Origin of the sequence: Synechococcus sp. UW106 (assembly GCF_900474015.1) — a bacterium.
Lineage (GTDB): Bacteria > Cyanobacteriota > Cyanobacteriia > PCC-6307 > Cyanobiaceae > Parasynechococcus.
This window is the reverse complement of the sequence record NZ_UCNV01000005.1, coordinates 18,102-31,557: the sequence shown is the minus strand read 5'-3', so window position 1 is coordinate 31,557 and position 13,456 is coordinate 18,102. Positions and strand designations below refer to the sequence as shown.

Annotated in this window: 12 protein-coding genes; 4 read left to right on the top strand and 8 right to left on the bottom strand. The window is 61.3% G+C overall.

Annotated features, from left to right (window positions below; all coding sequences use genetic code 11):
* Nucleotides 1–55: 55 nt before the first annotated feature.
* Nucleotides 56–802: an acireductone synthase gene (gene mtnC, locus DXY30_RS04025; protein ID WP_115093477.1), complete on the bottom strand. Its 747-nt coding sequence runs from the start codon at nt 800–802 to the stop codon at nt 56–58.
* A complete protein-coding gene (gene mtnB / locus DXY30_RS04020; RefSeq protein ID WP_244281246.1) occupies nt 799–1,419 on the bottom strand; it encodes a methylthioribulose 1-phosphate dehydratase in 621 nt (206 codons plus the stop codon). Before mtnB ends, mtnC begins: the two co-directional genes overlap by 4 nt.
* Before the next feature lie 50 nt (nt 1,420–1,469).
* On the opposite strand from mtnB, the gene mtnA reads away from it, so the two are divergent.
* A complete protein-coding gene (gene mtnA, locus DXY30_RS04015) occupies nt 1,470–2,483 on the top strand; it encodes an S-methyl-5-thioribose-1-phosphate isomerase (protein ID WP_115093475.1) in 1,014 nt (337 codons plus the stop codon).
* Here mtnA and DXY30_RS04010 read toward each other — a convergent pair.
* Nucleotides 2,474–3,310 (bottom strand): DNA-formamidopyrimidine glycosylase, encoded by an 837-nt coding sequence (locus DXY30_RS04010; RefSeq protein ID WP_115093474.1) that lies wholly within the window; start codon nt 3,308–3,310, stop codon nt 2,474–2,476. The genes mtnA and DXY30_RS04010 overlap by 10 nt on opposite strands.
* 5 nt (nt 3,311–3,315) lie before the next feature.
* Nucleotides 3,316–3,525 (bottom strand): photosystem I reaction center subunit IV, encoded by a 210-nt coding sequence (locus DXY30_RS04005; protein ID WP_115022698.1) that lies wholly within the window; start codon nt 3,523–3,525, stop codon nt 3,316–3,318.
* Nucleotides 3,526–3,566: 41 nt separating this feature from the next.
* On the opposite strand from DXY30_RS04005, the gene DXY30_RS04000 reads away from it, so the two are divergent.
* A complete protein-coding gene (locus DXY30_RS04000; protein WP_115022697.1) occupies nt 3,567–4,670 on the top strand; it encodes a hypothetical protein in 1,104 nt (367 codons plus the stop codon).
* A gap of 69 nt (nt 4,671–4,739) precedes the next feature.
* Entirely contained in the window at nt 4,740–6,200 is a 1,461-nt protein-coding gene (locus DXY30_RS03995) for an ATP-dependent DNA helicase RecQ (protein ID WP_115093473.1), read from the top strand.
* Nucleotide 6,201: 1 nt separating this feature from the next.
* On the opposite strand, the gene DXY30_RS03990 is transcribed toward DXY30_RS03995, so the two are convergent.
* Both DXY30_RS03990 and DXY30_RS03985 read right to left on the bottom strand, forming a co-directional pair.
* Entirely contained in the window at nt 6,202–7,227 is a 1,026-nt protein-coding gene (locus DXY30_RS03990) for a LysM peptidoglycan-binding domain-containing protein (protein ID WP_115093472.1), read from the bottom strand.
* Nucleotides 7,228–7,326: 99 nt separating this feature from the next.
* A complete protein-coding gene (locus tag DXY30_RS03985) occupies nt 7,327–8,706 on the bottom strand; it encodes an aldehyde dehydrogenase family protein (protein WP_115093471.1) in 1,380 nt (459 codons plus the stop codon).
* Between the two features lie 54 nt (nt 8,707–8,760).
* Between DXY30_RS03985 and DXY30_RS03980 the strand changes: the two genes are divergently transcribed.
* On the top strand, nt 8,761–10,422 hold the full coding sequence (locus DXY30_RS03980) for an alpha-amylase family protein (RefSeq protein WP_115093470.1): 1,662 nt from the start codon (nt 8,761–8,763) through the stop codon (nt 10,420–10,422).
* Here DXY30_RS03980 and DXY30_RS03975 read toward each other — a convergent pair.
* Together DXY30_RS03975 and glpK are read right to left on the bottom strand one after the other, a co-directional pair.
* A complete protein-coding gene (locus DXY30_RS03975; RefSeq protein ID WP_115093469.1) occupies nt 10,365–11,942 on the bottom strand; it encodes a glycerol-3-phosphate dehydrogenase/oxidase in 1,578 nt (525 codons plus the stop codon). The genes DXY30_RS03980 and DXY30_RS03975 overlap by 58 nt on opposite strands.
* On the bottom strand, nt 11,935–13,440 hold the full coding sequence (gene glpK, locus DXY30_RS03970; protein ID WP_115093468.1) for a glycerol kinase GlpK: 1,506 nt from the start codon (nt 13,438–13,440) through the stop codon (nt 11,935–11,937). The genes DXY30_RS03975 and glpK overlap by 8 nt, the downstream gene beginning before the upstream one ends.
* Between the last annotated feature and the right edge of the window lie 16 nt (nt 13,441–13,456).

Below are 13,456 nucleotides of genomic sequence, written 5' to 3'. Positions count from 1 at the left end.
ATCACCATCGCCAACCATGAAAAAGCCACCTCGAAAGAGGTGGCTTTTTTGTTGTCTATTTTTTTGCTGCGAGATACCTGCCAACCTCTCGCAGCGATTGAATGACCTCATGATCTCTGGGATCTTGATCAGGATTGCCGTCTCGAAGGCTGAAGAGGGTTTTCATCCCTGCCTTTCTTGCGGCGTCGCATTCCTCTCCGTTGTCACTTATAAACCATATATTCTCAGGAGCAGTGTTGATCTGAGTGGAGATCGTGGTGTAGCTCTGAGAGGCTTTCTTGGGTCCAGTGTGGGTGTCAAACCAATGGCTAAAAAGCGTCTCTAAATTGCCTTCCGAGGTGTATCTGTACAGAAGCTTCTGTGCATGAATGCTCCCTGACGAATACACCGATAGCGTGATTCCTTGCCGATGCCATTGCTGTAGGCATTCGAATGCCTCTGGGAAGAGTTCGGCCTTTATTTCCCCAGTGCCGTAGCCAAGTTCCCAGATTTCACCTTGTATGTCTTTTAGTGCTGTCGACTTTTTGTCGATGACGATGAGATACTCGAGGTACTGAGTTAAGGCATCCACTTCGCTTATTTCCCGAAGATCAACTTGCTTTTTCAGTTGTACGCTCTTCACGGATTTATCCTCCGCCCATTCTTTCTTGGCCTTCTGGATCGTCTGGCTTTGATTGCCGTTGTGTTCATTCTGAATCACATAACTGCTCAGTTCGCGCTTGGCAAAGGGGAACAAAATCTTGCTGACAAAGCTGACTGGGCAAGTTGTGCCTTCGATATCGAGCAGGAGGTGTTGGTTCATGATTGATTTCTGATCATCATCTGGGTCAATTTCACGTTGAGTAGAAACTCAAGAATTTCGATGTGTCGTTTGCTGGCCTCTAGGCTTTCCCCCCAGGCGTAGAGCCCGTGGCCAGCCACAAGGAATCCGCACGGCGCTGATGCAAGCGACGGAGTGATGGCGTTACTTAGATCCTGCATGGACTGGCTGTTGCTGATCACAGGGATGTTGACGCTGGTGGCATGGGTGTTGATGCCATGCAGTCCTTTCAACATTTCCCACCCCTCCAATGTGATCACTCCATCGTTTTCGTACTGACGGGAGAGGACCGTGCCCGGTACGGAATGGGTGTGCAGCACAGCTCCTGCTTTAGTTGCATCAACAATGCGGAGATGCAACGCAGTTTCTGCGCTGGCATTGCCTTCTCCGGATAAGACTTTGCGAGTTTGATCAACCACAATTAGCTGTTCTGCACTGACCTGGCCCTTATCCACACCGCTGGGTGCCATCAGTAACAGCAGTGGCTGATGCTGCAGCACAACGCTGAAATTTCCCCCTGTGCCGTCGCACCATCCGCGGATGTGAAGGGCTTTGATGGCCTGAACCAGTTGGTCCCGTTGCGTTCGGCTGGTCCTCACAGTCCGGGGATCCCTTCTTCTTCTATACAGGAAACAGAGGCCGCTCTGCATTGATCCTTCCTCCCAGTCTTCGCTGGACCGGAACACACCTGGAGTTGCTCGACCAGCGACAACTGCCTGGGTCCGTTGTCTTTATGCAGCTGAAGACATGGGACGAGGTGGCTGCCGCCATCTCGTCCATGGCCGTCCGTGGGGCTCCCGCGATCGGCATTGCTGCGGCATGGGCTGTCGTTCTTGCTGCGCAGGCCGGGGATGACCTCTCGACTGCCATACGAGGCCTCAGAGCTTCGCGACCTACCGCTGTCAATTTGGGCTGGGCTCTCAAAAGAATGGAGTCGGTCCTTGCATCCACCGGTTCGGTTAACTGCGAGTCGCTTGCTGTTGTGGCCGCTGAGCTTCAGAGACAGGATTGCCTGCTGACCCAAAGGCTGGTCGACCACGGCGTTTCTTTGTTGAGTCAGGGGTGTCGGGTCTTGCACCATTGCCATACCGGCGCGATCGCAACTGCAGGGGTTGGTACGGCACTCGGTGTGATTTCAGCCGCCCACGCCCATGGCGTTTTGCGTCATGCCTGGCTGGATGAGACGCGTCCTCGGTTGCAAGGGGCTGCCCTGTCTGCCTGGGAGTTGGGTTGTTTGGGGGTGCCCTGCACGGTGATTGTCGACGGAGCCAGTGGATTGCTGATGCGTCGGGGCGAGGTGGACGCCGTGATGGTGGGCTGTGACCGTGTCGCCGCCAATGGCGATGTCGCCAACAAGATCGGGACCTACAACCTGGCTCTTGTCGCCAGAGCCCATGGCGTCCCCTTCTATGTCTGTGCACCTGGCAGCAGCATTGATCTGGCCACCCCCGACGGGGATGCCATCACGATTGAAGAACGGGATGCCCAGGAGATCACCCATGTTCAAGGGGTGTCGGTTGCGGCTCCTGGGGCCCAGGCTTGGAACCCTGCATTCGACATCACACCAGCTCACCTGGTGACGGGGTTGATCACAGAGTTCGGCGTGCTTCGCCCGCCCTATCGGGAGTCGCTCCGAGGGCTTTCGCTTCCCAATCAGCCCTGACACTGTGGGCACCAGTGGGTGCTTCGACCGGATAGCTTTTCCCTGCTAATTGGTGTCCCACAGCTGCGGCAGGGTTCCCCTCCACGCCGATAGACCCAGGCCTGCCCCCCGTAATTGCCATTGACGCCTTCAAGATCGCGGAAATCGCTGAAGGTTGTTCCACCGGCTCCAATGCTGATGGTCAGAACATTGACCAAGGCATCCCGCAGCTTCTCCAGTTGGTCGAGCTTCAACTGCCCCGACGGCGTGAAGGGAGCGATTCCTGACGCGAATAGACATTCATCCGCGTAGATGTTGCCAGCTCCAGCAACCAGGGCCTGGTCCAACAGAGCTGTTTTGATCGGGCGGCTGCTGCCCTTGAGCTTGTGCTTCAGATAAGCGGCAGAGAACTCTGGACTGAAGGGTTCAGGGCCGAGTCTCGTCAAGCCACTGATCACGTCTTCAACCGCCTGGTCCGGAGGAACCCACCACATCTCCCCGAAGCTGCGCACATCAACAAAGCGCAACTCTTGATCTGCAGCGTTCCAGAGGCGAACACGGGTGTGTGGGCACGGATCCGTGGGCTGCTCATGCCACTGAAATTGGCCAGTCATCCGCAGATGAACGCCCCAAACTCCGCCATGCGGATTCAGGGATGCCATGAGGTACTTGCCCCTGCGTTGCCAGTCGCCCACTGTTGCGCCACAGAGACCATGGACAAAGGCTTCAGGGCCTCCTGGGCTCGCTATAGCTCTCGGTCGGCAGACCTCAACTTGTGCAATTTTGAAGTCGACAAGACGATCCGCCAGTCCCCGACGGACCGTCTCGACTTCAGGGAGTTCAGGCAACGGCCTCAGGCCGGCTCGAGTTCCGCCTCAGCGAAATTGTTGGTGTTGATGCCGCCATCAACGCCCTGCAGGCCGCTGTAGTTGACCTTTTCAAAGCGGACCACAACGGGATAGCGGATTCCCGAAGTGTCGATAGTGGCAACAGTGCCAACTTCGTTGAACCAGTAAGACTCTGGACGCTTGATGCGCACCTTGGCGCCGCGGGTGATCGCCATCGCTGGGCATTAGGAGATGCAAACGGAGCGTATCTCGCTGAATGGATGCATATCACCGCTACGTCACAGAATGTCGTCCCTTCGTTGTTGGCGTCCCTTTGAACAGTTCCATCGCACCTGATCCCGATCCGTCTCTGCTTCAACTGGATTTGCCGGACCCAGAGCGGGACGACATCAGCACGATGGAATTTCTGGCCCGCCTGGAACAGGCCTGGGCCGTCTGCGACCGCTTTGATCTTCAGACTGAGATCTGGCGGGGTCGCATTCTCCGTGCCGTGCGGGATAAGGAAAAGCGTGGCGGTGAGGGGCGGGGGGCTGGCTTTTTGCAGTGGCTGAGGGAACAAGAAATCAGCAAGACCCGTGCCTATGGCTTGATCCAACTGGCGGAATCCGCCGACAGCATGCTCAGCGACGGCACCCTGGAGGAGAGCAGTGTGAATCAGTTCTCCAAGCGGGCCTTCATGGAAACCGCCCAGGCGGTTCCAGAAGTTCAGCTGATGATTTCCGAGGCCGCCAACGAAGGTCAGGAAATCACCCGAAAGCAGGTGCGTCGTCTCACCGATGAATTCACGGCGGCCACGAGTCCATTGCTGCCGGAAGAGATTCGTCAACGCACCCAGGAAAATCTGCTGCCACCCCGTGCTGTGGCTCCACTGGTACGTGAATTGGCCAAGCTTCCGGAGCCGCAGCAGGAGGATCTGCGCAAGGTGCTTCGCGATGAGCCCGAACTCGACCGCATCAAGGACGTCACCAGCACGGCGCGTTGGATCACCAAGGCAACGGAGTCGGGCATTGCCGTGAGGGCTTTTCAGCAAGGAGAACTGGATCTCGACCGTGCCATGCAAGAGGCCCAGCGCCTGGATGCCCTCGGCCTTTTGGCTGATGCTGTCGGCCAGGCCCAGGCCCTTGAGTCGGCTGTACTCAAGCTGCACACCTCTTGGCGGCGTTTGGGCGGTCTTCAGGAGCGCCTATGGGTCGAAAGCGGGAGTAGCACGCCCTACTTGCGCGATGTGCTTAACGCTCTGCAAACCCTCAGTGGCGCCACGTTACGGGTGTCGCTGGGAGAGCTCGCTGGAGGAAAGCGGGTGCGGTTGCAGCTGGTGGAGGAGGCTCCAGATCAATTGGATCCCCCACCGATGCCCTGACTCCAGATCTTGTGCTCGATAATCTGAAGCCTCCACATCTGGTGTGTTCTGGCTTCGCTCGAGCGTGCTCTGCAGACCCACTTCGGGTGGGATGGCTTTCGCCCCGGGCAACGGCCTGTGGTGGATGCCGTGCTGGAGGGACGGGATGCGCTGGCGGTGCTGCCCACCGGCGGCGGGAAATCGCTTTGTTATCAGCTTCCAGCGCTGGTGCGCGAAGGGCTGGTGGTGGTGATCTCACCGTTGGTTGCTCTGATGGAGGATCAGGTGATGGCGCTGCAGCGACGGGGGATTGCTGCGGCCTGTCTGCATGCCGGTCTGGATCCGGCTCGACGCCAGCAGGCCTTGGAGCAGCTGCGTGATGCCACGCTCCGTCTCCTTTACATCGCGCCGGAACGCCTCCAGGGTGAGCAGACCCGGCTGATGCTGGAACGCCATGCCATGGAGGGGCGTCTTGTGGCCCTCGCGGTGGACGAAGCCCACTGCATCAGTGCCTGGGGGCATGATTTCCGCCCCGATTACCGCCGCCTTGGCCAGATACGCAGCCTCTGCCCAGGGGTCCCGATGCTGGCCCTGAGCGCGACGGCAGCCCCGCGGGTGCGTGCCGACATCATTCGTCTGCTTGATCTGCGTCGGCCGCTTGTGCAGGTGAGCTCGGCCCGCCGGGACAACCTCCACTACACGATGCAACGGCGCCCGCGGGATCCCATGCCCCAGGTGTTAGACGCGCTGGAGAGGTCGCGTGGTGCAGCGCTGATCTATGCCCGCACCCGTCGTTCCGTGGAGCAGTGGGCGGAACGTCTCAGTGATCAAGGGGTTGCTGCAACGCCGTATCACGCCGGCTTGGATCCGCAGACCCGGCAACAGGCCTTACGGCTGTTTCTCGAGCACCAGCGGCCGGTCCTCGTGGCAACAGTGGCATTCGGGATGGGAGTCGACCGTGGAGATGTCGGTCTTGTCCTCCACCTTGATCTGCCAGCAACACCGGAGGGCTATCTGCAGGAATCAGGTCGCGCCGGCAGAGACGGCCAGCCGGCCCATTGCCATGTGCTGTTCTCTCCGGGAGATCGCACCAGCTTGGGTTGGGCTATGCGGGCCTCAGCCCGGGGCAGTGACGCGTTGGAGGACCGTCGGCGGTTGGATCTGGCGCAGCAACAGCTGCGTCGGATGGAGGCTGTCGCGGAGGGTGAGATGTGTCGAGAACAAGCCCTGTTGCTCGCCGTTGGAGAGTTGGTGGCTCCCTGTGGTCGTTGTGATCGCTGCATGGAGGCACCGAAACGACGGGATTGGTCCGCACAGGTTGAAACACTGCTGGCCCATCTGGCGGAGCAGGACGGTACGGAGATGCGGCGCTTGGGTGAGCACTTGGGCCTGCATGAACCCGGACGCCATGACCGCTGGACCTGGTTGGCCCGTCGGCTCGTGCAGGAGGAGTTGATTCAGGAAAGCAATGACGGCGCTCAAAGGCTGTACCTCCGCGAGAGCGGCCGGAGATTTTTGGATTCCCCCTGGCCCCTCGATTACGCCGCCTGAATCAGGCTTTGGCCTGGCAACGATCCTTCACCAAGTCTTTTTCGAACCGGTTCTTCGGCGCCTCCCAGACTTTCCAGCTCCCATCGGCACCTGTGGCATTGATCTTTTTGGCGGAACAATTCACGGCCAGGTACAGGGCCTGACCCTTGGCATTGAGAGTGGGCACCACCTGACTGCCGCCCATGGGCTGCCAGTTGGCCCAGTCCACCTGGAGCGGACCGTAGGTGCGCCAGTCAGCCGATTTGGCCAGGGTCTGCTGGGGCTTGGCGGCCTGGACCGGCTTGGCCTTGGGAGCAGGCTTCTTGGTCTGCAGTGGTTGGGTTTGAACCGGCTTGGTTTGCACAGCCTTGGCCTCGGCTTGAACCTTTGGCTTCACCATCACAACTGGCTTGATGGCGGTTGCCACCGGTTGGGTTTGTACGGGCTGGGATTGCGTGCTGATGGGTTTCTGGAAGGAAGGATTCGTCAGATAAAGGCGCGTTCCCACTTCCACCTTGTTCGGGTCGCTTAGCTCGTTGATGCTGATCAGGCTGGCCACTGGAAGTTTGTAGGCCTTGGCGATCTGCGTGAGGGTCTGCCCTTTGGCAACGGTGTGTTCGGTGGCTCCTGTGATCGGGGTTACGGCCACTGGCTTGAAGGCCGGGCGCGGCATGACCGCGTTGCTGGGGAGTCGGAGGGTTTGACCGACTTCCACGTGGTTGGCATTGCGCAGATTGTTGAGGGCCATCAGGTCGCGACCACTGACCCGGTACTGGTCGGCAATGCTGCTGAGGGTTTCGCCGCTCTTAACGCGATGGCGTCCAGAGCCCGCCTTCACGCTGGGGCCTGGCACTTGCAAGCGACTACCGGCTTCGACAAGGTCCGGGTTGCGAATTCCGTTCATCCGCATGAGGGTGCCGACACTTACCCCATAGCGGTTGGCAATATCCGAGAGCGTCTCGCCGGATCGCACCGTCACCGAGGCAGCTGTGGCTGACAGAGGGAGCCAAGCCGTCAGAAGAAAGGCGGCAAGAGCGGTACGGCGCATGCGTCTCCGGTAGATCCCTGCAAGATACGGTGCTTGACGTAAAGCGCCAGCCCCCCAGAGCACCTGCTGCAGCAGGGATGTGATGGATGTCGCCTCGCTTTATCCAGCCAGCCGCCTCAGCAGATTGAGATCCACTTTGTAGGGCGGGTAACGCAGCTTGAAATCAAACCGGAATGGGCGTTTGAGCACCGCCTTGTGATGACTGAACGTGTCGAAGCCGCTTTGGCCGTGGTAACTCCCCATCCCGCTGGCGCCAACACCGCCGAAGGGCAGCTGGGGCACGCCGGCCTGCATCACCACGTCGTTGAGACAGACCCCGCCTGAACTCGTGGTGGTGAGCACCTGCTGCTGCTGGGCCTCATCACCTCCGAAGAGATACAGCGCCAACGGTTTGGGGCCTCTGCGGATCTCCTGAAGCGTTGTTGTGAGGTTCTCGAGCACCAGCACCGGTAGGAGAGGACCGAACAGTTCCTCCGCCATCAGCGGATCATTGCGGTCATCCACGCGGATCACGGTGGGCGCGATGCGCCGTTGCCCTCGGCTGATTTCGCCTCCGATCAGAATTCGGCCGTCCCCTCTGGCTGTTTCCAGAAGCTGCTCCAGCCGATTGAACTGCCGCTCATTGATGATTTGCCCCAGCTGTTTCGAGGTCAGGGGGTCGTCGCCATACATCTCAGTTCGGGCGGCCTCCATCGCCTTCAGCAGGGGCGAACGCAGTTCGGGTTCCACCAGCAGATGGTCTGGCGCGATGCAGGTCTGCCCGGCATTGATCCCCTTGCCCCAGATCAAGCGTCGGGCCCCCACCTTGAGGTCGGCACCTTCGAGAACGATTGCCGGGCTCTTGCCCCCCAGTTCCAGGGTTACCGGAGTGAGGTGGGCAGCGGCCCCTTCCAGCACCTTCCGTCCGATGCTGCCGCCACCTGTGAAAAAGATGTGGTCAAAGGGCATGGCCACCAGGTCTGCAGCCACAGCCCCATCGCCCTGGACGACCTGCACCACGTCGGGTTCGAAGTGCTCAGGGATCAGTCGCGCAATCAGATCCGCAATGGCTCCAGCGTGTTCGGAGGGTTTGAGCACGGCCGTGTTGCCAGCAGCTAGAGCACTGATCAACGGCCGTAGCGTCAGTTGAAAGGGATAGTTCCAGGGGCCGATGACCAGAACGCATCCGAGTGGTTCCGGCACAACCCTGGCCTGACCTGGGCGGAGTGAGAGGGGCACCGCGACCCGACGCGGACGCATCCATCGCTCCAGCTGCCGGCCGGTGAGCTTGAGTTCCTGTCGCAGAGCGATCAGTTCAAAAAAGGCTTCGGTCGGTGGTTTCCCGAGGTCGGCGGCGAGCGCCTCGAGCACCTCTGATTCATGCTCCTCCACCAGGGCTGAGAGGCGTTGCAATTGCTCTTGGCGCCAGGCCAGGGGACGGGTCAGCCCAGCTCCAACAAGCTCCTGCATCCGGCTCAGTTGCGTTTGGGTGAGGGGCACGGGGCTGACGATCAGGCCAGTCGGGTCTAGCAGTGGTGAATCTGCAACCGGGGGATGACCCCAGAGCTTCCGTGGTGGTCAGGGACGGTCATCTACCAGTTGATCGTTCGGAGTTATTCCGATGGGAATGGCGATGGCACTGGTGATTTCAAGGGGCTTGCGGCGCGGTTGCCCTATCTGCGTTGGTTGGGGGTTAACACCCTCTGGCTGACGCCGATTTATCCGTCTCCCCTGCGGGACGGGGGGTACGACATCACTGATTTCACCGGAATCCATCCGGATCTGGGTGATCTCGCCTCATTCCATCGGTTCCTCACGGCGGCCCACAGCCAGGGAATGCGGGTGATTTTGGACCTGGTCCTCAATCACACCAGTGACCTTCATCCCTGGTTCCAGCGAGCCCGCTGGGCTCCTCAGGGCAGTCCGGAACGGGATGTTTACGTCTGGAGTGACGACCCCAAGCGCTATGCCGAGGCACCGGTTCTGTTCAGGCACTTCGAGGCCTCGAATTGGGAGTGGGATCCGGTTGCCGAGCAGTACTACCTGCACCGATTCCTGCGTCATCAGCCCGATCTCAATTACGAGAATCCCTGGGTGCAAGACACGATGCTGGAGGTTGTCGACTTCTGGCTAGAGCGCGGTGTGGACGGTTTCCGTTTGGATGCGGTTCCGTTCCTGTTCGAGTCAGAGGGCAGCCGTTGTGAAGGGTTGCCGGAGACCCACGCCTTCCTCAAGCGTTTGCGGGAACGGGTGGATCGGCATGACCGTGACGTGCTGTTGCTGGGAGAGGCGATTCAGCCGGTGCAAGAGGCCGCTCCATACCTGGCGGATGACGAACTGCATGGTGCGTTCAACTTCGTTCTCACCGCCCATCTGTTCGCAGCTATTGCCAGTGGTCGCACTCAGCAGCTTGGGGAGTGCCTGATCCAGGCCGAGCAGGCGGTGCGTGGTCCTCGCTGGGCTTTGCCGCTGCGCAACCACGATGAACTGTGGCTCGGGGATGGTCATCTGATCAGCGATGAGGTGATTCAGACCATCCGGGTGGGCTTGCCCCAGGGGCAGGGGCATTGGCTGAACTGGGGGATTAACCGACGCCTGGCTCCCCTCCTCAACGGCGATCCGCGCTCCAACCGCTTGCTGCATGGTCTTCTGTACAGCCTTCCTGGAATGCCTTGCCTGTACTACGGCGATGAACTGGGCATGGGGGATTGGCCTGGTCTAAGGGACCGTGATCCCAACCGCACGCCGATGGCCTGGACGCCGGCACGCAATGGTGGCTTCTCGACCGCCCCCGATCCGCTGTTGGTGCTGCCACCGATCACAGCTCCCGGATATGACTACCGCGTGGTGAATGTGGAGGTGCAAAAGCAGCTGCCGGGGTCGTTACTGAACTGGCATCGGCGCATGCTCACCTGCCGCCGTCTCCTTCCAGCGCTGAGGCATGGAAGCTTCCGGTTGTTGCACAGCCCCCACCCCGGGGTGCTGGTTTATCTCCGCTGCACCGAGGCGATGACTGTGCTGGTGGCGGCCAATGTCACCGCAGCCGGAGCATCCCTCAGCCTTGATCTATCGGAGTGGGCTGGCGCGCGCACCCGTGAGGTGATGTGGGGTTGTGAGTTCCCTCCCGCTGCAGCGGAGTGGTTCGTGAATCTTCCGCCTTATGGATTCAACTGGTGGTTGATTGGTGAGGTGGAGCCCGCGGCGACGCCGGCCTGATCCAGGAGGGCATCCACCTGGGGCCTGAGCCGTTCGGCATCGTCCAGGTCCACCATGGCCAGACGGCAGCGGCGGGCCAGTACATCGCTGCTGCAGCAGGCATGTTCCCTCTGGATGGCGTGGTCCAGTTCTGCGGCACAGAGGGGGATGACCGGGCTGAGGGGCTCGCGTCGGCTGGGTTCGGAGGGTTCGATCAAGGCCAGTGCCTCCAAGCCATAGGTGCTTTGGAGATGGGCGACTTGCGCGGCCCTTAGAGCGGTGTCGGGGAGCAGGGCTTCGAGTTGGTGTTTCTGGCGTTGCAGGCCGTCCAGGGTTGCCTGCAAGGACTCCGCTGCCCCTCGCAGCGGCATCGGTTCAGGGGTGGGCAGCGGCCGGCCGAGCTGGCGTTCCACCGCGGCCAGGGTGTCTTCGGCCATGGGCCGGCAGGTGGTCCATTTGCCACCCATCACGCTCACCAGGCCGCAGGCCAGGGTTTCCACCTCGTGCTCCCGCACCACACGGCTGCTGTCCATGCCCTGGTCCGCGGGCTTCAGCAGCGGTCGTCCCCCCGCCCAGCGGCTGCTCACCTTCGGATGTTGGAGCTGGGGAAACCACTCACGCACGTAGTCGAGCAGGTAGGTCTCCTCGTCGTGCGAAGGGGATGTGGCGCTCTCCTTTGTGCAGGCTTCATCCGTGGTCCCCACCAGGGTGCGGCCGTGGAAGGGGAGCATGAACAGCACGCGTCCATCCGCGGTGGATGGCACCAGAAGCCCAAGGCCCTCTGGGCAGAGGTTCTGTTCCAGCACGATGTGTGCTCCCCGGCTGGTAAGCATGCGTGGGGGGGCATCAGCGTCCGCCATCTGCCGGATTTCATCAGCCCGAATGCCCGTGGCATTCACGAATGCCGAGGCGCACCAGCGCTCCCGTTGGCCCGTTACGGATTCACTGATGGCTGCCTTGAGCTGGCCCGTTCCGTCGGTTTCCAGTTGCACCACCCGACAACGGGTGCGCAGGGTTGCCCCCCGCTGCTCCGCCGTGAGAGCCAGCAGCAGGTTGAGGCGGGCATCGTCGAACTGCCCATCGCTGTAGGCCACGCCGCCTTGACATGCCTTCATCAGCGGCAGGGCCTGACGCATCTGCTGCTGAGACAGCAGTCGGCTGTGGCCGATGCTCCTCTGACCTGCCAGGGCGTCATACATTCCCAGCCCTAGGCGGTAATAGGCCTGTCCCCAGAGCTGTTGTGTGGGCAGGGCCAGTTCGAGTCGCCGGGCCAGAAAGGGCGCCTGTGTCAACCAGTGGCTCCGCTCGAGAAGGGCTTCCCTCACCAGCCTCAGTTGGGCCAGATCCAGGGTTTTGAAGGCCAGCTCCAGGTAGCGGACCCCGCCATGGAGCAGCTTCGTGCTGCGGCAACTGGTGCCGCCTCCGATATCTCCGGCCTCGAGCAGGGCCACGCTGAGGCCCCGCCGCGTGGCCTCGTAGGCCACGCTCGCGCCACTGGCACCAGCCCCGATAACCAGCAGGTCCACCTGTTGATCAGCCATGCCACGCAAGGCTTCTGGACACGGCGTTCTGCCAGCGTGCGCGCCAGCTGCTGCGCTGGGATTCATCCATCTGTGGCTGAAACAGTTCCGCACCGTCACTCCGCGCGGTCGCGAGCTGCTCCAGGTTGTTGATCACCCCGGCTTGAAGTCCTGCGAACAGCGCCACCCCCCGTGCGGTGCTCTCGAGGCTGGTGGGCCGCCGGACCGTCAGGCCGGTGCAATCCGCCTGCGCTTGCAAGAGGGGATCGGAGGCAGCAGCGCCACCATCCACGGCCAGTTCACCCAGGCTGGTGCCGAGGGCCTGTTCAGCGAGTTCCACCAATGTCGCCACAGATAGGGCAATTCCTTCAAGAGCCGCACGGGCGATGTGACCACGCCCACTGTCACGGGTGAGGCCCACCAGAACACCGCGAGCCTGGGGATCCCAGTGCGGTGTCCCCCAGCCTGTGAAGGCGGGCACGAGCATCACACCTCCAGAATCCGGCACCGAAAGCGCCAAGTCGTTGACCTGAGCGGCCTGATCAATGATCTGCAGCCCGTCACGTAGCCACTGGATCACAGTGCCGGCGTTGAACAGACTCCCCTCAAGGCAGAAGCTGGGCGTGCCGGCGGCATCGGTCCAGCCGAGGGTGCTCAGCAGACCCGCATCCGAGCGGCGGAGGACGTCGCCGGTGTTGATCACCAGAAAGGCCCCCGTCCCGTAGGTGCACTTTCCTTCCCCGGGCTGCAAGCACAGCTGGCCAAGGGTGGCGGCCTGTTGGTCGCCGAGCATCGCCTGGATCGGAAGGCCTGCAAAAGGAAGATCCGATGCAATGCGTCCGAACTCACCGCGGCAGGGCAGTAGCTCCGGGAGAGCGTTGGCAGGTAGCCCTGTCTGGGTTCGGAAGTCATCCACCCAGCGCTGCTGCTCCAGATCCATTAACAGTGTTCGGCTGGCATTGCTCATGTCGCTGCCGTGGCGCTGGCCGCCGGTGAGTTGCCACAGCAGCCAGCTCTCCACCGTTCCGAAGCAGAGGTCATCGCTGGCCGCGGCGGATTGGGCGTCGTCGTAGTGATCGAGCATCCAGCGGATCTTGCTGGCACTGAAGTACGGGTCGAGCAGCAAGCCCGTGCGTCGGCACCACTCCTGCTCCAGGCCCTGCTGTTTCCAGGCCTCGCAGATGGCGGCGGTACGGCCGTCCTGCCAGACGAGGGCCGGTCCGCAGGGGAGGCCGCTGCTGCGGCGCCAGAGCACGGTGGTTTCCCGTTGGTTGGTGATGCCGCAGCTCACCACCGCCTTGCGCTGTCCATCGCTGAGCTTCGAGTCGAGCTGAACCAGGGCCTGTCGCTGGCTGGTCCAAATCGCCATCGGGTCCTGTTCCACCCATCCATCAGCGGGGTAGGAAATTGGCAGCGGTGCACTGGCGCTGATCACCAGATCCCCCGAGCTACTGAACAGTGCAGCCCTTGAGCTGCTAGTGCCCTGATCGAGGGCCAGAAGAAGAGGCTGTTCAGCCATGGCCAATGTCTTTCTC

Bases quoted from the DNA above. Each gene is read 5' to 3' on its own strand.
- mtnC (WP_115093477.1), bottom strand. From the start codon at position 802: ATGAACCAACACCTCCTGCTCGATATCGAAGGCACAACTTGCCCAGTC.
- DXY30_RS04005 (WP_115022698.1), bottom strand. From the start codon at position 3,525: ATGGCGATCACCCGCGGCGCCAAGGTGCGCATCAAGCGTCCAGAGTCT.
- DXY30_RS04000 (WP_115022697.1), top strand. From the start codon at position 3,567: ATGGATGCATATCACCGCTACGTCACAGAATGTCGTCCCTTCGTTGTT.
- DXY30_RS03990 (WP_115093472.1), bottom strand. From the start codon at position 7,227: ATGCGCCGTACCGCTCTTGCCGCCTTTCTTCTGACGGCTTGGCTCCCT.
- DXY30_RS03980 (WP_115093470.1), top strand. From the start codon at position 8,761: ATGACCCCAGAGCTTCCGTGGTGGTCAGGGACGGTCATCTACCAGTTG.
- DXY30_RS03975 (WP_115093469.1), bottom strand. From the start codon at position 11,942: ATGGCTGATCAACAGGTGGACCTGCTGGTTATCGGGGCTGGTGCCAGT.
- glpK (WP_115093468.1), bottom strand. From the start codon at position 13,440: ATGGCTGAACAGCCTCTTCTTCTGGCCCTCGATCAGGGCACTAGCAGC.